Here is a 23450-nt window from a genome sequence, read left to right as displayed (position 1 = left end):
AGCTAGAAATTAAAAGCTATATACTAAAGTCAGCACAGTTTCTGTATCTGTATTTACTTTATCGGCATCTACATCTGAGTTGTGAGTAACATTAAAACCAACTTTCATCTGCAGTGAGCCATTAATTTTAGTTAATAGCGCTGTTTCAGAAATGCTTTTGGTATTCGTGCTACCTGATTCAACTTTGATTCCCTGAGTAAATTTAGCATTATCATTAATTGTCCAGCTAAAATCAGCTTTCGCTAATGCAATCCACTCATCATCACTCTCACCCGCTTTTGGGCGACCGTCTTTGAAAAAATCATTATTTTTTTCAGAGTATTGAAAATACTTATAACCAGGACCAAAATCAAAGCCCAAAGTCATATTCAATTCATCAATTAAACGGAAACCATAACCGCCTGATAATACTGTTTCGTGTCGGTATGCACCAAAGTAATCACTATCATGCGTTAAACCAACGAATAAGTGCGAATGTTTTTCCCCTAGATTGTAGTTTGCTTGAATTGCAGCGCCGTATTTTTCATTCGTGCGCTGCGTTTCTTTTAAACCACTTTCTAAAGTTACTTCATCTTCTTTGTAAAGTGCATTCAGTTTATATTCGTTAGTCCACTGACCAATATCATGTTTAGCATTTGCACCAAACTTAAACGTTGTCGTTTCTGTATTACCACTGGTGATAATAGCACCTAGCTCACTACTTGCTTCCCATGCTTTATCTTCAGCAATAGCTACATTAGTAAGTGTCAATGCCATTAGAGACGCTAAATATTTTAATTTCATTATAAGAGCCTATTACTCGCTAATTTTGTTTAAATGCACATCCATTTGCGGGAAAGGAATTGTAATATCTGCTTCATCCAGAGCTAGCTTAAAGTTTTCTTGTAGGTAGAAATACACTGCCCAATAATCTTCAGTTTTTGCCCATGAACGTGTTACAAAGTTAACACTTGAATCGCCCAAAGAGTGTACACCGATGAAAAACTCAGGATCTTTTAGCACTTTATCATTTGATTTAATAACATTTTCAAGTACTTCTCGAGTTTGCTTTAGGCACGAGTCGTAACTTACACCTACCATGATATCTACACGACGTCTTTCCTGACGACTGTAGTTAACAATAGCACCACCCATAATAGCTGAGTTAGGAACGATGATTGTTTTATTATCAGGCGTTAATAATTCTGTCGAGAAAATCTCAATTTTTGATACGCTACCTGAATGTCCTGCAGCTTCGATAAATTCACCCGATTTGAATGGACGTAAAATAATAATCAATACGCCTGATGCAAAGTTTGACAGTGAGCCTTGCAATGCTAAACCAACCGCTAAGCCTGCAGCACCTAAAATTGCTATAAATGACGTTGTTTCAATACCCACTTGCGAAAGTGCCATCAACACTGTTGCCGCAAATACTAATGCGTAAACAATATTTGCTAGAAAAGAACCAACTGCTTTATCTACTTTACGTTTTTCTATCGCCTTTTTAGTTAGCTTTTCAGCCATTTTGGCTACACGTATGCCCACAAGGAAAATAACTACCGCTACAATCGCTTGCAAACCATAATGTAAAAGCATGTCAGAGTTTTCGTTTAACCACTTAACTGCAGAGTCCATATGTATCCATCCTTTGTTGTTGATTTAGGTAATTTTCAGAATTATAAAGTCTTTTGGAAATAACGTCACTTACAATTTACGGCAAGTAAATATTTTAATTCATATTTTTTTAGGACTTGATGGTCTGCTCCAAATAAATGCAAGCACGGATACAATACTTATAATTACAATCGCTTTTAACCAATTAGCGAAAGGCATAAAAACCAACGGGTAAGAAACCAGTAACAACATAGAGCAAGTAGCGATGATTTTTACCTTAGTACGTATAACACCATGCTTTTCCCAATCACTTATTAAATGTCCAAACAACTTATGATTTAACAGCCACAAATGTAACCGAGAGGAAGACTTCGAAAAGCAAAAAGCTGAAAGTAAAACAAAAGGCGTAGTAGGTAACAAAGGCAAAAACACCCCAAGAATTCCCAACGATAGACTTAACAAACCAATAGCTAACCACATTGAACGGATTACAGTTGCTTTTATCACCATAAGGCCATTTAAAATAAATTATTTAGTAAAAGCATAACATAACTCTTCCCATTGCAAGATTTTTTATGTATTATGCGCGCCACACCAAACAAGGTGTATTTCTTTTTGTGGCGGCTGTAGCTCAGTTGGTAGAGCCCTGGATTGTGATTCCGGTTGTCGCGAGTTCAAGTCTCGTCAGTCGCCCCACTTCTTTTCAAAAAAACTATTTTTGAACTCTATATTTTCACGAAATGTACCTTATTCACACAACTAATTGCATCTGATTTTCAATAATTTCATAACAATTTTCTCGTTCATTTACTGTGAATTTTTGGGGATATATGGATAGTTTAATCGACTTAAACCCATTAAGTGGAACCTCAACTCAATTCATAACCGAGCTAATTGAGATATTTTTTTAAATTCTTCTATTAATGTTTCAGCTTTACCTGACACTTTTATATGAAACAGCAATAGTCGTGAATAATCTTGCAATACTAAATTCACTTCATAAACTGGTATTGTCACCCTATCCCTACCTTTAGAGATTTCTTTTTTTAGTACTTGAAAACCTATTACATTTTGGGATAGTAAGTTTTCCGGTAAGATTCTTTTAAAGAATAAATGATCATATCTAGTGACTTGCTTACTATGTAGGTTTATGATCACTATGTATAAATAGCGGCTAAAAAATAAGGCTGTTCCTACTACAACAATACCTAGAGCTATCAACCATAAATAGTCAGTAATCCACTCTGTAAAGTAGAAGTAACTATTTACCAGCACAAGAGACACACCTAATAACATTAAAAATATAGCTATCGCATAAGTGCTAAGTAATGGCTTTATATGTAATTTATTTTTGACTACAGAGAAGGTATGGGTTTGTATGCTAGGCCCTCCTTCAAGCAGTAAAGTCGTCGGGGCTTTATTTAAGCCCCGATTATTATTGATTGAATAAAACACGTTAACTCATTAATATCCTAACAAGGTTTGATTATTATCAATCATAGGCCAACTTGGAGCAGGTAAGACGCCATTTTGCATTGGTTGATCTTTTATAAATCGGATCACAGCATCACAACCACCATTATCGACAACAAATTCCATAGGTACATCCCCCGAGTCGCCAGTTGATAAATTAGCCGAGAAGCGTTCTTTTCTTACACTAGAAGAGCCTTCAAACGTCCAATTTATATCAGCATTGAGTATGCCGGTGTCAGCTCCATATATACCATAAAGGTTGAATGCCAATGCTGTGCCGCCGTAATCATTACCAGTACCAACAACTGATACTGCACTCGAGTATTCTTCATCTAAGTCTAACTTCGCAGTTACTTGGTAATCTCGTCCAACACAAGCAATAAAGATATCCCATACAGCTTCTTCAGCTGTTTTTGTTGTAGCACAAGCTTGCGATGTGAAGTCCGATTCATTGCCATTTGCATCAATAGCCGTCACCGCAAAGCAATACTCTGTATCGGCCACAAGTCCTCCAACAACTGCATTAGAGGTAGTTACTTGTTCTTGAGCAATATAATTACCCGACTGCCCAATTTCATACACAATAAATGCATCGGCATCATTTTGCTGCGCCCAGGATAATTCAATACTTCTTGAACTAACTGCAGTTGCGCTTAATAATGAGGGAGTATTCGGTGCGGTTAAATCTTCAGCTTCAGTTTTTACGCACATCTCATCAGATGGTTCTGAATGCTCAGGGCTATTATTAACTGCTACTATGTTATAACAATAAGTTGTATCTGGTGCTAAACCATTATCAACAAAACTCATATTTGAGGTTTCAATACCTAAGTCTACATAATCTCTAAGTACCCGATAGAGTAATGAAGGGTCTTCACTGTTAGTTTTCCAGTTCACTTTAACACTTGAATCAGTTATATCTGTTATTTCGGTTATGATGGGTTTATCAGGCTTATTTGCTGGGCAATCACGACTAAATCGCTCTTTAATTTTAGATACTTCAAATAGTTTTGCCTCATATTTGAGTTTTTTACTTAATAATTTAAACTCACCAGCAAACTTACCCGAAGCCTTATAAATTAAATTAAAGTCTATTTTACAGGCACTAGAATTTGGAACATAAAAAGCCTCTACTCCACCAGAACCTACCACACCTAATTTAGGACCTACTAAGCCGTACAAATACAATCCGAGTTCTGCACCTGGCCCTGCTGAAGCGGAAATTTTAGCCGTGACGTTTTCAGGGGTGAGCACATTAGCTGAAACTGAGCCTGTTTTTTGGCTATATTTATGCCATCCTTTACCATGAATATAATGAGCACCACCAACCATTCGACCAACTACCGTCACTTTAGGCTCCCAGCCAAAGTCAACATCCACCGACGATTGCAAGAAAAACTGCAGCTTAGGTAAAAAGATTACAGGACCAATCACAACTGGAGAAAAATAGATTGGTTTACCAAGCGGCAATTCATCTTCAAATAACTTTTCGCCAGATGCACCTACTAATACGGAGATATTGGATGTGGTATTTACCCGTGTATGAAATTTAAACTCATCAATTATATTCACTATTGAAAAATCAACATCAAGATCAGGGTCTATTGATAAATCAACAGATCCTTTTACCGTCATATCACCCACTTTTACATCTATTTGAAATGGAATAACATTGTTAACGCTATTAATAACATTGTTAACGCTATTATAGCCAGCAGCCATATTCATTTGCTCAATACGGGCTTTATCAAGCGTTATACCGCTTGTTAAGCGTGAAATATCAACATTATCTGCACCTAACTCAGCATCAAAACTCAAGGTACCTTCATCTATAATATCAGCAAGTGATGCTTCAGTTGTTTCTATTATTATTGATGAACCTGGTAAGGAAATAATTTGGCGAATTCGTCTAGCAAAATAAATTTCGACATTATTTGGGTCGCCTGCTGCTAAATAGATACCGGTGGAAACAAGGATCTTACCAACTTCGAAACTGGTAATGTCCATTGTACGATCAAAGGTAATAACTCCATTTTCAGTATAATCAGTTATTTGTCTTATTTGAGCTTCTGATAGATGAATAACATCACTATTTATTTGCATTGGGTTTTCAGAAGAAAATGTAGCATCTAATAGTGATTCTTGCGTAACCTTTAAATGACATACGTTGCCGTTTACCGTATCACACCCCTCCCACAAAGCTAATTTACTTCCAGGACTCGGAGTTGCGGTTACTTGCAACATATCGCCAACGTTTGCTTTAATAGTACATAGTTTAAAATCACTGCAGCTCATGGCTTGATTGGCATCAATAGTTCCATCGCCAAAGTAAGTAATGTCAACATTAGTTGGTTGCCCCACAACTTCGACATTTAAAATAGCTTCTGTTTCATTGCCACTACTGTCAACCGCGGAATAAGTAAGTTGATAAGTTCCAATAGTTGCAGTATCTACGCTACCAGTCACAGTAACATTTATAACTCCATCAATCTCGTCATTTGCAACTGCACTGGGCTGAATAAATACGCTACCTTGTAATATTTCAAGGTTTAGATTTGACGATAATGACAAATTTGGCGCAACATCATCAATCACATTAACTGTTCGGCTTGCTGTTGCTGAGTTCCCAGCTTTATCTGTGGCTGCGTAAGTAACTGTATAAGAGCCTATTGTTGAAGTATCCACATCACTTGTCACGACAATAGTTACACTACCATCTACATCATCGTTTGCTGTAGCACCAGCATCTTCATAAGTCTTGTTATAACCTATGCTTGTGGGGTTCTCACCACTAATAGTTATTACGGGTGGTTGAGTATCACTCACTTCAGGAGGTTCTGAATCACTACCGGAACTTCCTCCCCCACAACCTGTTAAAAGTAAAAAACTTAACAAAAGAAACAACTTGATTGACTGTAACATAGCGTTCTCCATGCCTAATACAGCGAGGCGATTTCCGATTTTTAAATAAAAAGAGAGGTAATCCGTACTTAATGTAAGGAATTGAGTATAAAAATTAGGTCACTGTGTTTATTAAATCAAGAAAGAGAGCAATTAATTGAGTAAGGTTCATTTTTTATAAGAGAAACATTTTTGCTAGAAAATAGCGTATTCTGAAAAATAAACAAAAAACGCGACCTAAGTCGCGCTTTCATATTTATGTTTTAAACTATTATGCTTTTGCAGTTTCTAAACCTGGCGCAGCCATGGTAACAGTCTCTTCGAATGTTGCCCATTCCCATGCTGTTTCAGTCGCCATCAATTTACGCAGTAGCTTGTTGTTAAGGTCGTGACCAGATTTGTATGCAGTTACTTTACCTAACAGGTTATGACCCGTCATAAACAGATCGCCAACACAGTCTAAGATTTTGTGTTTTACAAACTCATCTGGGTAACGTAAACCATCAGGGTTAAGCACTTTAAAGTCATCAAGCACTACTGCGTTATCCATGCTACCGCCTAATGCTAAGTTATTAGCGTGCATATATTCGATATCACGCATAAAACCAAAGGTACGTGCACGGCTTATCTGCTCAATAAAGTTTTTCGCTGTAATATCTAAACCAATACGTTGACGGCTTTCATTAATTGCAGGGTGGTTAAACGCAATTTCAAAATCGATATGAAAACCATCGTAAGGTTCAATTTCAGCCCATTTATCGCCGTCTTCAACACGCACTTTTTCGGTAATACGAACAAAACGCTTCGCGGCATTTTGTTCTTCAATACCTGCTTTTTGAATAAGGTAGATAAATGGCAATGAACTACCATCCATAATTGGAACTTCAGGGCTATCTAATTCAACAATTAGATTATCCAAGCCTAACGCAGCAATTGCCGCAATTAAATGCTCAGTTGTCGATAAGCGAACGCCATCTTTATTGATTAAGCATGTACATAATTGAGTATCGCCCACAGCTTCAGGTGTTGTTTCAAAATCAACAACAGGATCAAGGTCTACTCGGCGAAATACGATCCCCGTATTCGCACTAGCAGGTCGGAGAGTGATAGATACCTTTTCACCCTTATGTAATCCAACACCTACGGCACTGACTTTTTCAGTTATGGTACGCTGCTTTATCATAGGCTATCCACTTATTCGTTAAATTGGGCGGCGATCTTACCACAGATAAGACCAGCTGCCAAATTATGCATAATATTTAAACAATCGCGCAATTAGTCTGCTTGATTACGCAAGAAAGTAGGTACATCAAAGTAATCTGCTTTATCTTGCTTTTTATCAAGCGATGCGTTTTCTTTGACTTCAGATTGAACACTTGGTTCAACTGTCTCAGGTGCATCAACACTGCCTGATTGCGCAAAACTTGGTACAAACACACCAGGTGTAGCCGTGCTGCTTGTTTTGATGTTGCTAACTTGATTTGTATCTGAGCCTGACACCTTTTGGAAATCAGTACCTACGATGCCAAATTGTGGCTTACGCTCACCACCTAAACCTGTTGCAACTACAGTTACACGTAACTCTTCAGACATGTCTGGATCAATAACTGCACCCACTACAACTGTTGCGTTTTCAGAAGCAAGCGCTTTAACGTGGTTACCCACTGTCTCAAATTCTTCAATCGCAATGTCCATACCTGCGGTGATATTAACAAGAATACCTTTAGCACCTGTTAAATCGACATCTTCAAGTAATGGGCTTGAGATTGCTGCTTCTGCTGCTTCTTGAGCACGATCAGGGCCTTTTGCTGACGCAGTACCCATCATTGCAGTGCCCATTGCCGACATAACTGTACGAACGTCGGCGAAATCCACGTTGATTAGACCAGAGCGTGTGATTAATTCTGCAATACCTTGTACCGCACCAAATAGCACATCATTTGCTTTTGCGAATGCGTCTAATAATGTCGTACCTTTACCTAAAACTTTTAGTAATTTATTGTTAGGAATTGTAATTAATGAATCAACATGCTGAGAAAGCTCATTGATACCATCTTCAGCTGCAGCTGCACGTTTCTTACCTTCAAATTCAAAAGGGCGAGTTACAACAGCAACAGTTAAAATTCCCATTTCTTTGGCGATACGCGCAACCACAGGTGCAGCACCTGTACCAGTACCACCGCCCATACCTGCAGCGATAAAAATCATATCCGCACCTTCTAGGCTATTACGGATCGTATCAGCATCTTCCTCGGCTGAGTCACGGCCCACTTCTGGATTTGCCCCAGCACCTAAACCTTGCGTAATTTGCGTACCTAATTGCACTGTTACATCTGCAGATGACTTACGTAACGCTTGTGCATCTGTATTGGCTGCAATAAATTTAACGCCTTCAATTTGTTTTTTAACCATGTGTTCAACAGCGTTACCACCGCCACCGCCAACACCGATTACTTTAATTACGGCTTCTTCACCGTGTTGTTCCATTAAATCAAACATGTTTAACTCTCCGACTAACTACCAATTGAAAACTCAAAAGGTAAAAGCTTAAAACTCCCCTTGAAACCATTTTGTCAAACGGCTCCACCAATTTCCATTACCAGATTCTGTGGTGCGGTTGCTCTGGCTATGCTGCATAGTTCGCCCATACTGCAACAATCCAACTGAAGTTGCGAATGACGGATCATTCACATAATCAGTAAGCCCAGCGATCCCTACCGGTTGACCAACGCGCACTGGCATTTGGAAAATCTCTTCTGCTACTTCAACAACACCTTGCATTTTGGCTGTACCGCCAGTTAACACGATGCCTGCAGCTATTTGTTCTTCTAAACCTGAGCGACGAATCTCATTCATCGCCAACTCAAAAATCTCTCTCATGCGCGGCTCTACAACTTCCGATAACGTATGACGCGACATGATTCGTGCAGGTCTGCCACCCACACTTGGTACTTCAATACTGTCTTCTTGACTCGCTAAGCGACTTAGCGCGCTGGCATATTGTACTTTAATTGCTTCAGCATGCGAGATGGGTGTACGAAATATTTTCGCAATATCGCCTGTAACTTGATTTCCCGCAACAGGTAATACTGCTGAATGGCGTAAGGAGCCATGTGTATAGATAGTGATATCCATAGTACCGCCACCAATATCAACAACGGCTACACCGAGTTCTCGTTCATCTTCGGTTAATACTGAATCGCCTGATGCAAGTGCAGAAAAAATAAACTGATCAACATGTAAACCGCATCGCTCAACACATTTTTCAATGTTTTTTGCCATGTCGTTTGAGCACGTAATAATGTGAGCGCGAGCTTCCATTCGTACACCACTCATACCTAGCGGGTTACGAATACCTTCTTGCATATCCACAGTATATTCTTGCGGCAACGCGTGCAGCATTTTTCGTTCAGCTGAAATAGGCACTGACTTAGCAATATGAATGACATTATCAATATCATCATGGGTAATTTCAGCATTGTTAATCGCCACTACACCATTTTCATTTTGGCATTGGATATGTTTGCCGGAAATACCAAGGTAAACCGAGCTAATACGACAATCCGCCATCAGTTCAGCTTCATCTAGTGCACGCTGAATTGATTCAGAGACAAGATTTAGATCGTTTACACCACCTTTATCCATGCCTTTAGCGTTCTGACTGCCAACACCAACAATACTCAACTGATTATCAGGCGTTACTTCCCCAACAACAGCAACCACTTTAGATGTACCAACATCTAAGCCGATTATGAGATTACGTTCAACTGCCTTGGTCATACCCTAGTTATACCTTATTATTTTTAGTTTGCTGTTCGGTGGGCTGCAGCCAACTTACAGCCAATCCCGTATCATACCTTAAATCTATCGACTCTACCTCTTTATCCGATGAGTTTTTTATCTCCGGATATAAATCGATAAACCGCTGTACTCTGAGCGCAATATCTTTACGCCCTAAATTCAATTTCACACCACTTTCGAGCCATAACTGCCACGAAAAACGTTCAGATAAAGCCAAGCTTCGAAGCTTAAATTCATTTAGCGCTAGCAATTCTTTGAAAGTTTTGAATGTCTTCCACGCTTCATTTTCACTACCTTCGGGGCCATACAACATGGGTAGCTTACTAAAAAACTGCTCCGCTGGTGCTTGAAAAATATCACCCTGTGTATTTAACAGTAAATCTTGGTTCCAAATTGCCACAGCTTGATGCTCGGTAACATATACTCGTAATGTGTCAGGCCATTGTTTACGTACTGATACACTGGCAACCCAAGGAAGCTCTAATAACTTCTCTTGTACTTGGTTTACATCAACATCAAAAAACGTTTTAACTTTTAGTGACTTAATCTTAGCAACAATAGCTTGCTCACTTGTATAGACAGGCTCGCCATGTACCAATACTTTGCTCAACTTACTATTTTTTTCCGTTGCTAAGTAATCAGTTAATGCGTTTACCCCTTGCCAAGTAACAAATAAAGTTAAAACAAAAAAGCTCACACCAAATAGCAAAGACCAATTGGTTGCAGCAACCAATCGTTTTACTAAATCTGTAGCTGTGAGCAGTTTTTCTTTCATTTATAGTGTCGAATCCAAGATTTCTAATACCAACTGGGCAAAACTTCTGCCGGAATCTTTCGCAGCCATTGGCACTAATGATTTTTCTGTCATGCCTGGCACTGTATTTACTTCTAAAAGGTAAAATTGACCATTTTCATCACGCATAGCATCAACACGCCCCCAATCTTTGGCGCCAACGAGGGCAAATGCTTGGGTTGCAATACCTTGTAAGTACTCCGTTTCAGTTGACGCTAAGTCCGCAGGACAATGATAACTTGTGGTCGAAGCTTTATATTTTGCCTCGTAATCATAAAAACCACGCGGCGTACGCATTTCGATCACAGATAGAGCTTGGTTATTCAGCATGCTCACGGTGTATTCAGAACCAGTAATCCACTGCTCTAACAATACCTCATCATCAAATGTAAACGCATTTTCAAGCGCGCTATTTAACTCTTCTGCAGAACTTGCTTTCGCCATGCCGATACTCGAACCTTCATGACTTGGCTTAACCATCACGGCACCAAATTCAGCAATGATTTCTTGCGTATTATAATCTTCACCCTTTTTGACCGTGGTAAATTTCGCGGTTGGTAGGTTATTAGCAATAAATAGCTGCTTACAACGTACTTTATCCATAGCTAGGGCACTGCCAAGCACACCACTTCCGGTATAAGGTAGACCCATAAATTCAAGCGCACCTTGAATTGTGCCATCTTCACCACCACGACCGTGCAACGCGATAAATACGCGATCAATGCCAAGCGTTTTTAACTCAGCGAGCTCTCTTTCTTTTGGGTCGAATGCAATCGCATCCACTCCATTTGCTAACAAAGCATTTAAGATGGCACTTCCAGAATTGAGCGACACTTCTCGCTCTGCTGAATTACCACCTAATAAAACGGCGACTTTACCATACTGCTTTTGGGTCATTGTGCTACCTGCTTTAGCTTAGTTATATTCATTTCTGTTTCTGCTATTTGTTTGACCAATTGACCAATATTACCGGCCCCTTGCGTTAACACTAAGTCATTGTCTTTTACCGCATCTGCAAGTGCTGTAAAAAGCTCATTTGGTGTTGCAACATATCTTGGCTCTTTACCACGTTGCCTTAAACTTCGGCACAAACTTTTACTGTCAGCACCAACAATTGGCTCTTCACCTGCAGCGTAAACTTCAAGTAGCAACAATTCATCTACTTGGCTTAGTACATCAACAAATTCTTCGTATAGATCTCGTGTACGAGTAAAACGATGAGGCTGATAAGCCATTACTAAACGTTTATCAGGCCACCCTTGCTTTGCGGCTTTAATTGTTGCAGCAACTTCAGATGGGTGATGGCCATAGTCATCGACTAACATTATTGAGCCAACATCATTATTGAATTCACCATAATGTTGAAAACGTCGGCCTATACCTTCAAACTCTTTAAGCGCAACTTTAATAGCACTTTCATCAATACCTTCTTCGTACGCAACAGCAATTGCAGCTGTCGCATTTAACGCATTGTGTTTACCCGGTAAGTTCAGCGTTATTTCAAGTGACTCTCCATTAGGCAGCACAACTTTAAAAGCGCTACTACTTGCCGATTGAGAGAAATTAATTAATTGATAATCTGCATCATCAGACTCACCGTAAGACACAAACTTGCGGCTAAATCGCGGTAATAATTCACGCACAACAGAGTCGTCTATACAAGCTACAGCTAGGCCATAAAATGGTAGATTATGAATAAACTCAATATAGGTGTCTTTCATATTTTCAAAGTCACCTTGATAAGTATCCATGTGGTCAGCTTCAATATTTGTAATCACACTAATCATCGGGTTTAGGTGCAAAAAGCTTGCATCACTTTCATCCGCTTCAGCAATCAAATATTGACCACTACCAAGCTTGGCATTAGTGCCTGCACTATTTAATAAACCACCAATCACAAACGTAGGATCAAGCTCTGCTTTTGCAAAAATACTCGCTACTAAACTGGTTGTAGTTGTTTTACCATGGGTACCCGCTACGGCAATGCCCTGCCTGAAACGCATTAACTCTGCAAGCATTTCAGCACGGCGAACAATTGGAATATGCTTTTCTTTGGCACAGGTAATTTCTGGGTTGCTATCGTCAATCGCACTTGAAACAACAACCACATCTGCGTTCTCTACATTTTCTTCGCGGTGACCAATAAATACGGTCGCACCAGCAGCACTTAAACGTTCAGTCATTGCACCACGGTTAATATCAGAACCAGTGATTGAATAACCTAAATGTAATAATACTTCAGCTATGCCACCCATACCTGCACCACCAATCCCAATAAAATGGATAGTGTTAATTCGTCTCATGGCAGGTAAATTATCTTTTTTCAATGCGCTTCTCTACTTACTATATTCGATACATAAATTTGCAACATCACGCGTTGCATCTAATTTGGCAGCCGCTTTTGCTTTTTCTGCCATCTCATTAACCAATGCTTTATCAACAACAAATGGTTTTATTAAATCAACTAAGCTGTCTTTCGACATATCTTTTTGCTGAATCAGCAATGCAGCATTTTGCTTTACTAAATAATTTGCATTGGCTGTTTGGTGGTCATCAACTGCAAACGGAAATGGAACAAACACCGCCATTTTCCCCGCAGCAGCAATTTCACTTACAGTAAGCGCTCCAGCACGACATACAACAATATCAGCCCAAGCATATGCTTTATCCATATCATGAATAAATTCGCTCACTTCAGCATTTAAATTCAGCTTTTCATAGCGTTTTGTCACTTCAGCTAAGTGACCTTTGCCAGTTTGGTGGCGAATTGCGATATCGGTTTCGCTTGCTAGTTGTTTAAACACATCAGGCAATTGGTCGTTAAATACTTTTGCCCCAAGTGAACCACCTACAACTAACAAATTGCAATGTGCATTATTTTTTTCAACTTTAGCGTTGGCAACACTGCTGCGAACTGGATTTCCAACAATTTTACAATTTGGCTTATCAAATGCTGACGGAAATGCCGCCATAACTTGATTTGCAATTTTTGCGAGCAATTTATTACTTAACCCGGCCACCGCATTTTGCTCATGAATAAGCACAGGAATGCCTAGCAACTTGGCCGCCACTCCAGCAGGGCCTGTTACATAGCCACCCATACCGAGTAATACATTTGGCTTTTCTTGTTTCATCACTTTGCGTGCTTGCCAAATTGCTTTAATCACCATAAACGGCGCTTTTAGTAAACGCATCAAACCGTTACCACGAACACCTTTTACATCGATATAACGAATAGCAATGTTGTGACGAGGAACTACGTCCGCTTCCATACGATCTGATGTGCCAAGCCATACAACTTGCCAACCATGTTCCTTTAAATAATCTGCTACGGCAATACCAGGGAAAATATGACCACCAGTTCCACCTGCGACAATCATTATCTTTTTGCTCATGATTTTCGCCCTCTCGTTGTGGCCTGTTTTGTCGCCATTTTCACCTCAAAATCGACTCTTAATAAAATGCCTGCAGCAATCGTCATCACTAATAAACTAGAACCGCCATAAGAAACAAACGGCAGTGTTAATCCTTTGGTTGGTAAAATACCGGCACTGGCTCCAACGTTAACCATACTTTGAAAGGCAAACCAAATAGCAATACCCAGCGCCAAATAACCTTCGTATTCTTTACCGGCTTTAAGTGCGTTAAAGCCAATATTTAACGCTCTAAAAATTAAAACAAACAGCACAGTTAACACACTGAAAACGCCAATAAACCCAGTTTCTTCTGCCAAAATTGCAAATATAAAATCGGTATGCGCCTCAGGTAAATACTGTAGTTTTTGTACGCTGTTTCCAAGCCCTTGGCCAAACCAATCACCTCGGCTGTACGCCATTAATGACTGAACTAACTGGTAACCTTTGCCAAAAGGATCATCCCACGGATCCATAAAACCAGTAATACGCGCACGACGATAAGGTGAGCTTGCTATCAATAAAACAACTAGGCCAACACCCGCCATCATTAACGCAAAAAATTGCCAAAGGCGTGCACCAGCTAAAAACAACAAACCGATGGTGGTTACAAACATAACCACCACAGTACCTAAATCTGGCTGCATTAGAATTAAAAATGCATACACAGTAAAAACAGCAAGTGGCTTAATAAAGCCTTTGAGGTTCTCTTGCACCTCAGATTTTTTGCGAACCAAGTAACCCGCTAAATAACAAAAGAAGAAAAGCTTCGCCACTTCAGAAACTTGAATATTGATTGGTCCAACACCAATCCATCGCGTCGAACCATTAACTTCTCGACCTATCACTAATACCGCAATCAGCATTGGAATGCCCGCAAGCAAAAGAGGTAAGTTGGCTTTTTTCCAGAAACTCATAGGTAGGCTGGTTGAGATCATTAATAGAGTTAAACTCAACACCAAATAAACCACATGGCGAATAGTAAAGTGAAAAGGATTATCAAACATGCGAATAGCCGTTGGCATGGATGCACTTGTCACCATAATAAAACCAACACCTACCAAAATAACCATGCAGTAAATCAGTGGTACATCATATAAGTTATTTGAGCGCACATGAAATTGTGCTTTTAAAAACTCTAAAGCCTTCATGCGTTTACCACCTTGTGCACAAGATCACTAAATACCTCTCCACGATGTTCAAAGCTTTTAAACATATCAAAGCTTGCACATGCAGGGGCCAGCAGCACAATATCACCTGAAACAGCACATTCATTTGCTATTTTCACTGCCAGTTCAAGTGATTCAACTTGTTTAGTGTTATCACTTAAAGCGGCTATTTTTTCTCTGTCTTCACCAAATGTAATAAGTTGCTTTACATAGGTTTCAATTTCGTTTTTTAGCGGTGAAAAATCAGCACCTTTACCCACACCACCTGCGAGTAAAATAATGTTTTTACCATTTGCTAAGCTCATTAATGCCGCTTGCGTTGCACCTACATTAGTTGCTTTAGAATCATTAACATAAAGTACTTTATTGTGTTCAGCTACTAACTGACAACGATGCGCTAAACCAGAAAATTGATTAAATGCCGCTTTAAAAATATCTACTGATAAAGCTAAATTTTTCAAAAGTGCCATAACAGCAAGGGCATTAAGCTGATTGTGTAAACCAATGACACTGAGTTCGGCTGTCGCTAGCAGAGATTCACCAAAGGCAGAAAAATAATGATTGGAAAGTTGATAATCACCTTGCTGAGCTGAAAAGCTTACTTGCGGCTGATGTGAAGTATGAGTTAACGCATCATCATAATTAACCACCGCGAGTTTACTGTGTAAATGAATACGCTGCTTCGCATCAGCATAATCAACAAGACTATCGTAACGATCCATATGATCTTCACTGATATTTAGTACACAACTTGCTTCACATTCTAATGAATGAGTAGTCTCTAATTGAAAACTTGATAGCTCCAAGACATAACAATCAAAATCTTCATCAATAACATCTAAAACAGGAGTGCCAATATTGCCAGCCAAGGCAACGTTAAAGCCAGCTTGCTTTAAGACATCACGAGTAAGTGTAACTACAGACGATTTACCATTAGAGCCTGTCACGGCATAAACAGGTTTTGTATTGAGTCTTGCAAAGAGCTCAACATCACCAATGACTTCAACACCACGCGAAATTGCATCTTGTATATACATATTAGATAACGCAATCCCTGGGCTAATCACAATCAAATTTGCATCTTCAAACACTGAATTGGTTAGTTTTCCAAAGTGAAAGCTACTTGCTAGTTGTTTTGCGATATCTTCATTTGGTGGTACTTCTCTGCTATCAACAACACTAAAATCAATATTTTTACGAGCAAAAAAACGCATCGTGCTCAGGCCGGAAACACCCAACCCAAGCACAATAATTTTTTTGTTTTTTAGTTCGTCTAAATAATTCATTTATCTCAACTTTAATGTTGCTAAGCCCGCTAAAACAAGGACCACCGATATAATCCAAAAACGCACAATTACACGCGGTTCAGGCCAACCTTTTAATTCATAATGATGATGAATTGGTGCCATACGGAAAATGCGTTGACCGCGAAGTTTGTAAGAGCCAACCTGCAAGATGACCGACAGTGCCTCCATTACAAACACACCGCCCATAATGACTAACACGAGCTCTTGGCGTACTAATACGGCGATAATGCCAAGTGCACCACCTAAGGCGAGTGAACCCACATCACCCATAAATACTTGCGCAGGGTAAGTGTTAAACCATAAGAAGCCTAAGCCAGCACCAACAATCGCAGTACATAGCACAACTAACTCACTAGCTTCAGGGATATAAGGAATATGTAGATAGTTAGCAAAATTCACATTGCTAGTAACATAGGCAATAAACGCAAAAGCCCCTGCAACTAAAATAGTAGGTACAATAGCAAGGCCATCTAAACCATCGGTTAAGTTAACGGCATTTGATGTGCCGACAATTACAAAGTACGCCATCACTATGTAAAACAGACCTAACTGCGGCATAATTTCTTTAAAGAACGGAACAACTAATGCCGTTTCTTGCGGAAGTGTTGCGCTATAAAATAAAAATGCCCCTGCCGTTAAGGCGATAACTGATTGCCAAAAATACTTCCAACGTGCAATAAGTCCGTCGGTGTTTTTTCTCACAACCTTGCGATAATCATCAATAAAGCCAACAGCACCTAACGAGCCAATCACAAATAAAGTGACTAACACATAACGGTTACTTAAATCTGCCCACAATAATGTACTTGCGAATATAGAGCCTAATATCAGAATACCACCCATTGTTGGCGTACCCGATTTAGATAAATGCGATTCAGGACCATCATCACGAACAGTTTGGCCAATTTGCATTAGTTGTAAGCGGCGAATTAATTTAGGGCCAAAATAAAGCGACAACATAAGTGCAGTTAACACGCCCAAAATTGAACGGAAAGTTAAGTACGAAAATACGTTAAAGCCAGAGTAAAATTGGGTTAAATATTCAGCCAACCACATTAACATGACTGTTCACCTTTCTTATTATTCAGCTCGTCTACTAATAGCTCCATACGAGAACTACGCGAACCTTTTATGAGTATTGTTGTGCGCTCGAGAGTATTTGCTAAGTCGCCATCTAACGCTTGCTTTAATGCTTCAACGAGTTTTTCACGTGTTGAGAAGTGACGACCAGGCTGCTCAAAAACATCGCTGGCAGATTGGCTTAATACACCTAATGTATATACATGATCAATGCCTTTATTTTTGGCATATTCACCCACTTCTTGATGATAGACACGCGCATCTTCGCCAAGTTCAGCCATATCACCTAAAACAAGGATTTTTTCGCCATTTATACCACTTAATAGGTCAATTGCTGCACGAACAGAACCAGGGTTAGCATTGTAGCTATCATCAATTAATGTTAAGTCATCTGACACTTCAATAATATTTACACGCCCTTTTACCTGCAGCATATTACTGAGTCCTGATGCCACCTCAGATAGGCTAACACCAAGTGGCAACACTAATGCTGCAGCAACAAGACTATTTGTTACATTATGCGAGCCTGGAATTGGCAATTTAACAGATACAGATTCACCTTTATAAACAAGGTTAAACTGTGCACGACCAAAATCGTCAAGTTCAATGTTTTCAGCCCAAATATCTTTTTGTTTGGTTGCTGAGAATTGCGTAACCTGTTTATCTTCAAGGCGCGCTAACCAATAATCAATAAATTCACTGTCGGCATTAACAACCGCAACACCGTCATCTGGCAGGCCTAAGAAAATTTCACCTTTAGCACGTGCAACACCAAATAAATCACCAAAACCTTCTAAATGTGCTTCAGCAACATTGGTAATGGCCGCAACATGAGGTTTAACTAAATCAGTAGTATAAGCAATTTCGCCTAAGTGATTAGCACCCAATTCTATCACTGCATATTGGTGTTTTTCTTCAAGGCGTAATAGGGTTAGGGGTACACCAATATCATTATTAAAATTACCATTGGTCGCTAGCACTTCACCCAGTTGTGACAAAATAGCAGCGGTCATTTCTTTAACGGTGGTTTTACCCACACTGCCTGTCATAGCCACTGTTTTTGGGCTGACATGCGCCATGACGGCTGCACCGAGTTTACCAAGTGCAAGACGCGAGTTTTCTACAACAAATTGCGGAATATCTACATCTTGAAGAGTTTCCACAATCAATGCTTTAGCGCCAAGCTGTTGTGCCGTTTTAGCAAATTTATGGCCATCAAAGTTTGGCCCTTTTAGCGCTAAAAAGACTTCACCTGCTTGTAGCTGGCGAGAATCAGTTACGATGGTTGAAAATGGCGTATTTTCACCTTGATATGACACACCTAAGACATCCGCTATCCAATTTAGATCAGCCGAAATCATGCATTTTCCCCTTTTAAAATCTGCTGTGCAGCTAAACTGTCACTAAAGTGAACAGTATTAGTGCCTATAATTTGGTAGTCTTCGTGCCCTTTTCCGGCAATGAGTACAATGCCATCAGGTGAAGTAGAAGTAATCGCAAGCTTTATTGCGGCAAAGCGGTCATGCTCCACCACCGCTTTTTCTGGGAATTTAAATCCAGTGAGAATATCCGCTGTGATAGTTTCAGCATTTTCTGTGCGTGGATTGTCATTTGTGACAACCACATTTTTTGCATATTTTTCTGCAATCTGAGCCATCAATGGACGTTTACCTTTATCGCGATCACCGCCACAACCAAAAACACATGTTATGTTGTTGCCAACATGGTGTGATAAAGCAACAAGTGCTTGCTCAAGTGCGTCTGGCGTATGGGCATAATCCACAATACAGGTAGGATAATTATCTGCGCTGAAAGCTTGCATTCTTCCGACTACCGCATCTAATTGCTCAATCTTATCAATTAACCAATCAAAGTCATATGCTAAATTCAGTAATGTCGCGAGCGCTGCTGTTAAGTTGTAAAGATTAAACTTACCAAAAAGCGGTAAGGTTATTTCACTAACGCCCCAGCTAGAACGAATGTGGCACTTCAACCCTTGCTTTGAGTAGATAGCATTATCAAAAGAAACAAACGGATAGCCAATATCAGTTGGTAAGTTTTCACCAAACACCACTGGGTTCGGTATTCTATTTTCAGCTAACCACTGTTTCACTTGCGCGTCATCAAAGTTAACAACATTACATTTTGTCGAAAACGCGGTAAGTAAAGTCAGCTTTGCTTCGCCGTAAGCATGCATAGTGCCGTGATAATCTAAATGATCGCGACTTAAATTAGTAAATACAGCAATATCAAACTCACTGTGTTCCACCCGACCTTGCACTAACCCATGTGAAGACACTTCCATCGCAACGAGTTCATAATCCTGCATTTGCGCGAACAAGTGTTGTAATTCGATGGCTGAAGGGGTGGTATTGGCAAGCGGCGTAAGATCATTTGTTTGCCCCCAGCCAAGTGTTCCAATAACACCTGTTTTTTGCTTGGGTGTATTGGCAAGGTTTGCGATCATACTGGTGACAGTAGATTTACCATTAGTGCCTGTGACACCTACTAATTTAAATTGCGCGCTTGGCTTATTATAAAAAGCACTTGCAAAAAGGCTAAGCTGATTTGCCAAACCATCAATTACTAAAACATTTTCACGCTCAGGTAAGTATTCGCATTGGCTATCAACCAAAACAAGTGATGCGCCTGATGCCAATGCAGAATCAATAAATCGCGATGCATCAAGCTGATGACCTTTAATTGCAATAAACGCAGTACCGGGCGCAATGGCCCGGCTGTCTAAAGTCAGTGTGTTTGTTTCAATGCCGCAGCTAGGTTCACCTATTGCGAGCAGTGCGCGATCAATAGGTAACATAGTCTCGCCGTTGGTTTAGTTGTGCGACCGCCTCTAAATCAGGAGCAACATTTAGAATGCGAAGCGATCCAGACATTATTTCAGAAAAAGCAGGGCCTGCAACATCACCGCCATAATAAACATCACCTGCGGGCTCATTAATCATTACTACCACTGCTAAACGCGGATCCGATACAGGGGCAATACCTGCAAAGTAACCGACATATTCGTCACCATAACCACCAAATGCGGCTTTTTTCGAAGTACCTGTTTTACCACCAACGCGATAACCATCTAGTTTAACGCGAGTAGCAGTTCCACCTCGTTCAAATACACTTTCCATCATTTCAAGCACAGCATATGCATTACGTTTATCAAACACGCGCTCGCCATGAACTTCTCTGTCCTGCTTTAAAATAGTCAGCGGGCGGTTGATACCACCTGAACCAATAGCTGCATAAGCACGCGCCATTTGTGCTGTGCTTACAGAAATACGGTAACCATATGAAAGCGTTGCAACCTCAAAATCAGACCAACGACCATGTGGTGTAAATAAACCATCACTTTCACCTACCATGCCTGTGCCAGTTTCTTCACCAAAGCCTAAACGCTGGAAGAAACCGATAAAGTCTTGTTTTGGCATAGTTTGCGCTATTTTTGATACACCGACATTTGACGATTTTTGCAAAATTGTGCGCAAATCCATTGGACCATTATTTTTGCCATCAGTTACGATACTACCACCAACACGCATCCAGCCTTTGGTATTTATCACCGTATCAAAATCAATAGTGCCGTACTCTAAACCCGCCAATACTGAAATTGGTTTCATAGTTGAACCAGGCTCAAATAAGTCTGTAATCGCACGGTTACGACGCTTATGCGGTGCTGCGTCTTTTAAATTATTTGGGTTAAATGATGGACTATTTACCATCGCCAACACTTCACCTGTATGCACATCAACAACCATGGCACTACCCGAAGTAGCCTTGTAGCTCAGTACGGCAGATTTCAGTGAACGATAAGCTAATGATTGAATTCGCTGATCAATACTCAGCTGAATATTTTCAGGCTCAATGCGCGCGCGCTCATCTAAGATTTCAATCTCTCGCCCTTGTGCATCTTTACGAATTGTTCGCTTACCTGCTTCACCTGTAAGTGCTTCATTGTAAAGTTTTTCAATACCTTCTATGCCTTCGCCATCAATATTGGTAAAGCCTAAAACATGTGCTGTCACTTCACCGGCTGGGTAAAAACGCTTTGATTCATCTAGAAGGTAAATACCTGGTAATTTAAGTTCAGAAATATAACGTGCTACAGGGGGTGTAACTTGGCGCTTTAAATAAACAAAACGACGCGAACTGTCGCTTGTTAATTTACCATCGATAAGTGGCTTTTGCAGACGTAAAACTTCAGCAAGATCCTGCCAACGTGAATCACTATTATAAATCTCTTCTTTTTGCTTTGCTAAACGAGCTGGATCTTTATCAAGTGCTGCAATTGCTTGTTTTAAATCTAATTGATTCTCGCGCGCATGCTTACGCGTCAAGCTATAAGCCTTTGCAGTTAATGCTTTATCGAGTTGCTTTGGATCACCATAAACACTCACTACTGGTACACTAATAGCTAACTCGTTACCGTGGCGATCTAAAATCAAACCACGCTGTACATTTACTTTTTCAACACGCACAGTACGTTTATCGTTTTCAGACACAGCAAAATCAGGTTCAATCACCTGTATATAGGCAGCGCGTGCAACTAAGGTGGCAAACACAGCAAAAATCGTGGCACACACTAATAAGTATCGCCAGCGAATTAATGCGCCTTGCTTAGGTTTTGGGTTGTTTCGTCTCATGGCAGTACCACCAGCTTTTCATCCTTGCGTTCTGGTCGCTTCATATCGAGCTTTTTCTTGGCGATATCTTCAACACGGGCATGCTGTGCGTAAAATTCACTTTCTACTACTAAGTAGCCCCACGCCAAATCTAGCTCATCCTTTTGTTGTAATAATTTATCCTGTTTGATCACTTCTGCACGCGATGCATCAGTCACCATCACAACGGCAAGTGCCGATGCAAAAATAGAAAAAAGCAGCCCCAAAGTGACTTTCTCCCTAAAAAGTCCCTTAGCGATCTCGATAAAAAGGTTTGGCTGACGCGTATTATTTTTACTAGCCACTACAACCTCTTGGCGACCCTAAGTACGGAGCTGCGCGCACGGCTATTGCGAGCTATTTCTTGCTCGCTTGGTTTTATAGCCTTACCTATCGCTTTCAGCGTTAGGTTTTTATTAAGCTGATCTTCGGTTAAAGGAAGGCCTCGTGGTACCGCCTCTCCTTTACTCTGTTTTTTTACAAACTGTTTTACAATACGATCTTCAAGTGAATGGAATGAAATCACAGCAAGGCGACCGTCTTGCTTTAATACATCAAGGGAGCCTTGTAATGCCGTTGTGATCTCTTCTAATTCACTGTTAATGTAAATACGAATAGCTTGAAAGGTACGTGTTGCCGGATGCTTATGTTTATCTTTTACAGGCACAGCCTCATCCACTAACTTTGCAAGTTGTCTTGTAGTGGTAATTGGCGTCTCATCACGGGTTTCAATAATTTTTGTTGCAATACGGCGACCAAACTTTTCTTCGCCATATTTTTTAATAACAAAAGTAATATCTTCCAGTTCAGCTTCCTGAAGCCACTCTGCTGCACTTCGGCCAGAGCTTGGATCCATTCGCATATCAAGTGGACCATCATGCATAAAACTAAATCCGCGATCCGCTTCGTCTAGCTGTGGGCTTGAAACACCAATATCGAGCAAAATACCATCTACTTGATGCAACAGATTCAGGTTTTCTGCTACTTGACGAATATTAGAAAAGCGATCATGCACAATCTGAAAACGTGCATCATTTGCAAACTTTTTCGCAGCTTCAATTGCTGTTGGGTCGCGATCTATCGCAACTAAACGACCATTTTCACCTAAACGTTTTAAGATTTCACCAGAATGACCACCACGACCAAAGGTACCGTCAATATAAATACCATTTGGCTTTATATCTAAAGCCTCGATTGTTTCATCGAGTAACACGGAAATATGTTGTTGGCTTTGAGACATAGGGCGC

At 40.1% G+C, this 23450-nt stretch carries 20 protein-coding genes and 1 tRNA gene; 1 reads left to right on the top strand and 20 read right to left on the bottom strand.

From position 1 onward, the window contains the following. Positions 1-9: 9 nt before the first annotated feature. The 3 genes from AAEU29_RS19500 to AAEU29_RS19490 form a co-directional block, all read right to left on the bottom strand. Positions 10-783, bottom strand: a complete 774-nt coding sequence (locus AAEU29_RS19500) for a DUF481 domain-containing protein (protein ID WP_421974871.1) — start codon at positions 781-783, stop codon at positions 10-12. A 12-nt stretch (positions 784-795) separates the two neighbouring features. Next, a complete protein-coding gene (locus AAEU29_RS19495) occupies positions 796-1617 on the bottom strand; it encodes a mechanosensitive ion channel family protein (protein ID WP_421974870.1) in 822 nt (273 codons plus the stop codon). 99 nt (positions 1618-1716) lie between these two features. Beyond that, positions 1717-2076: a YbaN family protein gene (locus AAEU29_RS19490; protein WP_421974869.1), complete on the bottom strand. Its 360-nt coding sequence runs from the start codon at positions 2074-2076 to the stop codon at positions 1717-1719. Positions 2077-2216: 140 nt separating this feature from the next. Between AAEU29_RS19490 and AAEU29_RS19485 the strand changes: the two genes are divergently transcribed. Next, positions 2217-2292: transfer RNA gene (locus AAEU29_RS19485), tRNA-His, on the top strand. Between the two features lie 183 nt (positions 2293-2475). Here the strand turns inward: AAEU29_RS19485 and AAEU29_RS19480 are convergent. The 17 genes from AAEU29_RS19480 to rsmH all read right to left on the bottom strand — a co-directional run bounded on the left by AAEU29_RS19480 (position 2476) and on the right by rsmH (position 23443). Next, complete coding sequence (locus AAEU29_RS19480) at positions 2476-3051, bottom strand: hypothetical protein (protein WP_421974868.1); 576 nt, start codon at positions 3049-3051, stop codon at positions 2476-2478. 9 nt (positions 3052-3060) lie between these two features. Then, positions 3061-5991, bottom strand: coding sequence for an immunoglobulin-like domain-containing protein (locus AAEU29_RS19475; RefSeq protein WP_421974867.1), 2931 nt, complete (start codon positions 5989-5991; stop codon positions 3061-3063). Between the two features lie 250 nt (positions 5992-6241). Next, positions 6242-7153, bottom strand: coding sequence for a UDP-3-O-acyl-N-acetylglucosamine deacetylase (gene lpxC / locus AAEU29_RS19470; RefSeq protein ID WP_421974866.1), 912 nt, complete (start codon positions 7151-7153; stop codon positions 6242-6244). A gap of 92 nt (positions 7154-7245) precedes the next feature. Then, a complete protein-coding gene (gene ftsZ / locus AAEU29_RS19465) occupies positions 7246-8469 on the bottom strand; it encodes a cell division protein FtsZ (protein ID WP_421974865.1) in 1224 nt (407 codons plus the stop codon). A 48-nt stretch (positions 8470-8517) separates the two neighbouring features. Beyond that, the gene (gene ftsA, locus AAEU29_RS19460) at positions 8518-9750 is read right to left on the bottom strand and encodes a cell division protein FtsA (RefSeq protein WP_421974864.1); all 1233 of its coding nucleotides are present in this window, start codon (positions 9748-9750) and stop codon (positions 8518-8520) included. Between the two features lie 7 nt (positions 9751-9757). Next, positions 9758-10546, bottom strand: a complete 789-nt coding sequence (locus AAEU29_RS19455; RefSeq protein WP_421974863.1) for a cell division protein FtsQ/DivIB — start codon at positions 10544-10546, stop codon at positions 9758-9760. Next, positions 10547-11461: a D-alanine--D-alanine ligase gene (locus tag AAEU29_RS19450; RefSeq protein ID WP_421974862.1), complete on the bottom strand. Its 915-nt coding sequence runs from the start codon at positions 11459-11461 to the stop codon at positions 10547-10549. Continuing rightward, positions 11458-12867, bottom strand: coding sequence for a UDP-N-acetylmuramate--L-alanine ligase (murC, locus tag AAEU29_RS19445; protein WP_421974904.1), 1410 nt, complete (start codon positions 12865-12867; stop codon positions 11458-11460). Before murC ends, AAEU29_RS19450 begins: the two co-directional genes overlap by 4 nt. Positions 12868-12900: 33 nt before the next feature. Continuing rightward, positions 12901-13959 carry an undecaprenyldiphospho-muramoylpentapeptide beta-N-acetylglucosaminyltransferase gene (murG, locus tag AAEU29_RS19440; RefSeq protein ID WP_421974861.1) on the bottom strand — a complete coding sequence of 353 codons (1059 nt, stop codon included), beginning with the start codon at positions 13957-13959 and terminating at the stop codon, positions 12901-12903. Beyond that, entirely contained in the window at positions 13956-15128 is a 1173-nt protein-coding gene (gene ftsW, locus AAEU29_RS19435; protein WP_421974860.1) for a cell division protein FtsW, read from the bottom strand. The genes murG and ftsW overlap by 4 nt, the downstream gene beginning before the upstream one ends. After that, a complete protein-coding gene (murD, locus tag AAEU29_RS19430; protein WP_421974859.1) occupies positions 15125-16432 on the bottom strand; it encodes a UDP-N-acetylmuramoyl-L-alanine--D-glutamate ligase in 1308 nt (435 codons plus the stop codon). The genes ftsW and murD overlap by 4 nt, the downstream gene beginning before the upstream one ends. Further along, entirely contained in the window at positions 16433-17515 is a 1083-nt protein-coding gene (mraY, locus tag AAEU29_RS19425) for a phospho-N-acetylmuramoyl-pentapeptide-transferase (protein WP_274760602.1), read from the bottom strand. Next, complete coding sequence (locus tag AAEU29_RS19420; RefSeq protein ID WP_421974858.1) at positions 17509-18894, bottom strand: UDP-N-acetylmuramoyl-tripeptide--D-alanyl-D-alanine ligase; 1386 nt, start codon at positions 18892-18894, stop codon at positions 17509-17511. Before AAEU29_RS19420 ends, mraY begins: the two co-directional genes overlap by 7 nt. Continuing rightward, on the bottom strand, positions 18891-20351 hold the full coding sequence (locus tag AAEU29_RS19415) for a UDP-N-acetylmuramoyl-L-alanyl-D-glutamate--2,6-diaminopimelate ligase (RefSeq protein WP_421974857.1): 1461 nt from the start codon (positions 20349-20351) through the stop codon (positions 18891-18893). The genes AAEU29_RS19420 and AAEU29_RS19415 overlap by 4 nt, the downstream gene beginning before the upstream one ends. Then, entirely contained in the window at positions 20338-22185 is a 1848-nt protein-coding gene (locus AAEU29_RS19410; RefSeq protein ID WP_421974856.1) for a peptidoglycan D,D-transpeptidase FtsI family protein, read from the bottom strand. The genes AAEU29_RS19415 and AAEU29_RS19410 overlap by 14 nt, the downstream gene beginning before the upstream one ends. Continuing rightward, a complete protein-coding gene (gene ftsL, locus AAEU29_RS19405) occupies positions 22182-22508 on the bottom strand; it encodes a cell division protein FtsL (RefSeq protein WP_274760598.1) in 327 nt (108 codons plus the stop codon). The genes AAEU29_RS19410 and ftsL overlap by 4 nt, the downstream gene beginning before the upstream one ends. Then, positions 22508-23443, bottom strand: a complete 936-nt coding sequence (gene rsmH / locus AAEU29_RS19400) for a 16S rRNA (cytosine(1402)-N(4))-methyltransferase RsmH (protein WP_274760597.1) — start codon at positions 23441-23443, stop codon at positions 22508-22510. The genes ftsL and rsmH overlap by 1 nt, the downstream gene beginning before the upstream one ends. Positions 23444-23450 lie beyond the last annotated feature (7 nt).

This window comes from Pseudoalteromonas aquimarina (assembly GCF_049257255.1).
GTDB lineage: Bacteria > Pseudomonadota > Gammaproteobacteria > Enterobacterales > Alteromonadaceae > Pseudoalteromonas.
Note: the sequence above shows the minus strand (reverse complement) of the source record. Positions and strands in the feature narration are given on the sequence as shown.

Bases quoted from the DNA above. Each gene is read 5' to 3' on its own strand.
- AAEU29_RS19500 (WP_421974871.1), bottom strand. From the start codon at position 783: ATGAAATTAAAATATTTAGCGTCTCTAATGGCATTGACACTTACTAAT.
- AAEU29_RS19495 (WP_421974870.1), bottom strand. From the start codon at position 1,617: ATGGACTCTGCAGTTAAGTGGTTAAACGAAAACTCTGACATGCTTTTA.
- AAEU29_RS19490 (WP_421974869.1), bottom strand. From the start codon at position 2,076: ATGTGGTTAGCTATTGGTTTGTTAAGTCTATCGTTGGGAATTCTTGGG.
- AAEU29_RS19475 (WP_421974867.1), bottom strand. From the start codon at position 5,991: ATGTTACAGTCAATCAAGTTGTTTCTTTTGTTAAGTTTTTTACTTTTA.
- lpxC (WP_421974866.1), bottom strand. From the start codon at position 7,153: ATGATAAAGCAGCGTACCATAACTGAAAAAGTCAGTGCCGTAGGTGTT.
- ftsZ (WP_421974865.1), bottom strand. From the start codon at position 8,469: ATGTTTGATTTAATGGAACAACACGGTGAAGAAGCCGTAATTAAAGTA.
- ftsA (WP_421974864.1), bottom strand. From the start codon at position 9,750: ATGACCAAGGCAGTTGAACGTAATCTCATAATCGGCTTAGATGTTGGT.
- AAEU29_RS19455 (WP_421974863.1), bottom strand. From the start codon at position 10,546: ATGAAAGAAAAACTGCTCACAGCTACAGATTTAGTAAAACGATTGGTT.
- AAEU29_RS19450 (WP_421974862.1), bottom strand. From the start codon at position 11,461: ATGACCCAAAAGCAGTATGGTAAAGTCGCCGTTTTATTAGGTGGTAAT.
- murC (WP_421974904.1), bottom strand. From the start codon at position 12,867: ATGAGACGAATTAACACTATCCATTTTATTGGGATTGGTGGTGCAGGT.
- murG (WP_421974861.1), bottom strand. From the start codon at position 13,959: ATGAGCAAAAAGATAATGATTGTCGCAGGTGGAACTGGTGGTCATATT.
- ftsW (WP_421974860.1), bottom strand. From the start codon at position 15,128: ATGAAGGCTTTAGAGTTTTTAAAAGCACAATTTCATGTGCGCTCAAAT.
- murD (WP_421974859.1), bottom strand. From the start codon at position 16,432: ATGAATTATTTAGACGAACTAAAAAACAAAAAAATTATTGTGCTTGGG.
- mraY (WP_274760602.1), bottom strand. From the start codon at position 17,515: ATGTTAATGTGGTTGGCTGAATATTTAACCCAATTTTACTCTGGCTTT.
- AAEU29_RS19420 (WP_421974858.1), bottom strand. From the start codon at position 18,894: ATGATTTCGGCTGATCTAAATTGGATAGCGGATGTCTTAGGTGTGTCA.
- AAEU29_RS19415 (WP_421974857.1), bottom strand. From the start codon at position 20,351: ATGTTACCTATTGATCGCGCACTGCTCGCAATAGGTGAACCTAGCTGC.
- AAEU29_RS19410 (WP_421974856.1), bottom strand. From the start codon at position 22,185: ATGAGACGAAACAACCCAAAACCTAAGCAAGGCGCATTAATTCGCTGG.
- rsmH (WP_274760597.1), bottom strand. From the start codon at position 23,443: ATGTCTCAAAGCCAACAACATATTTCCGTGTTACTCGATGAAACAATC.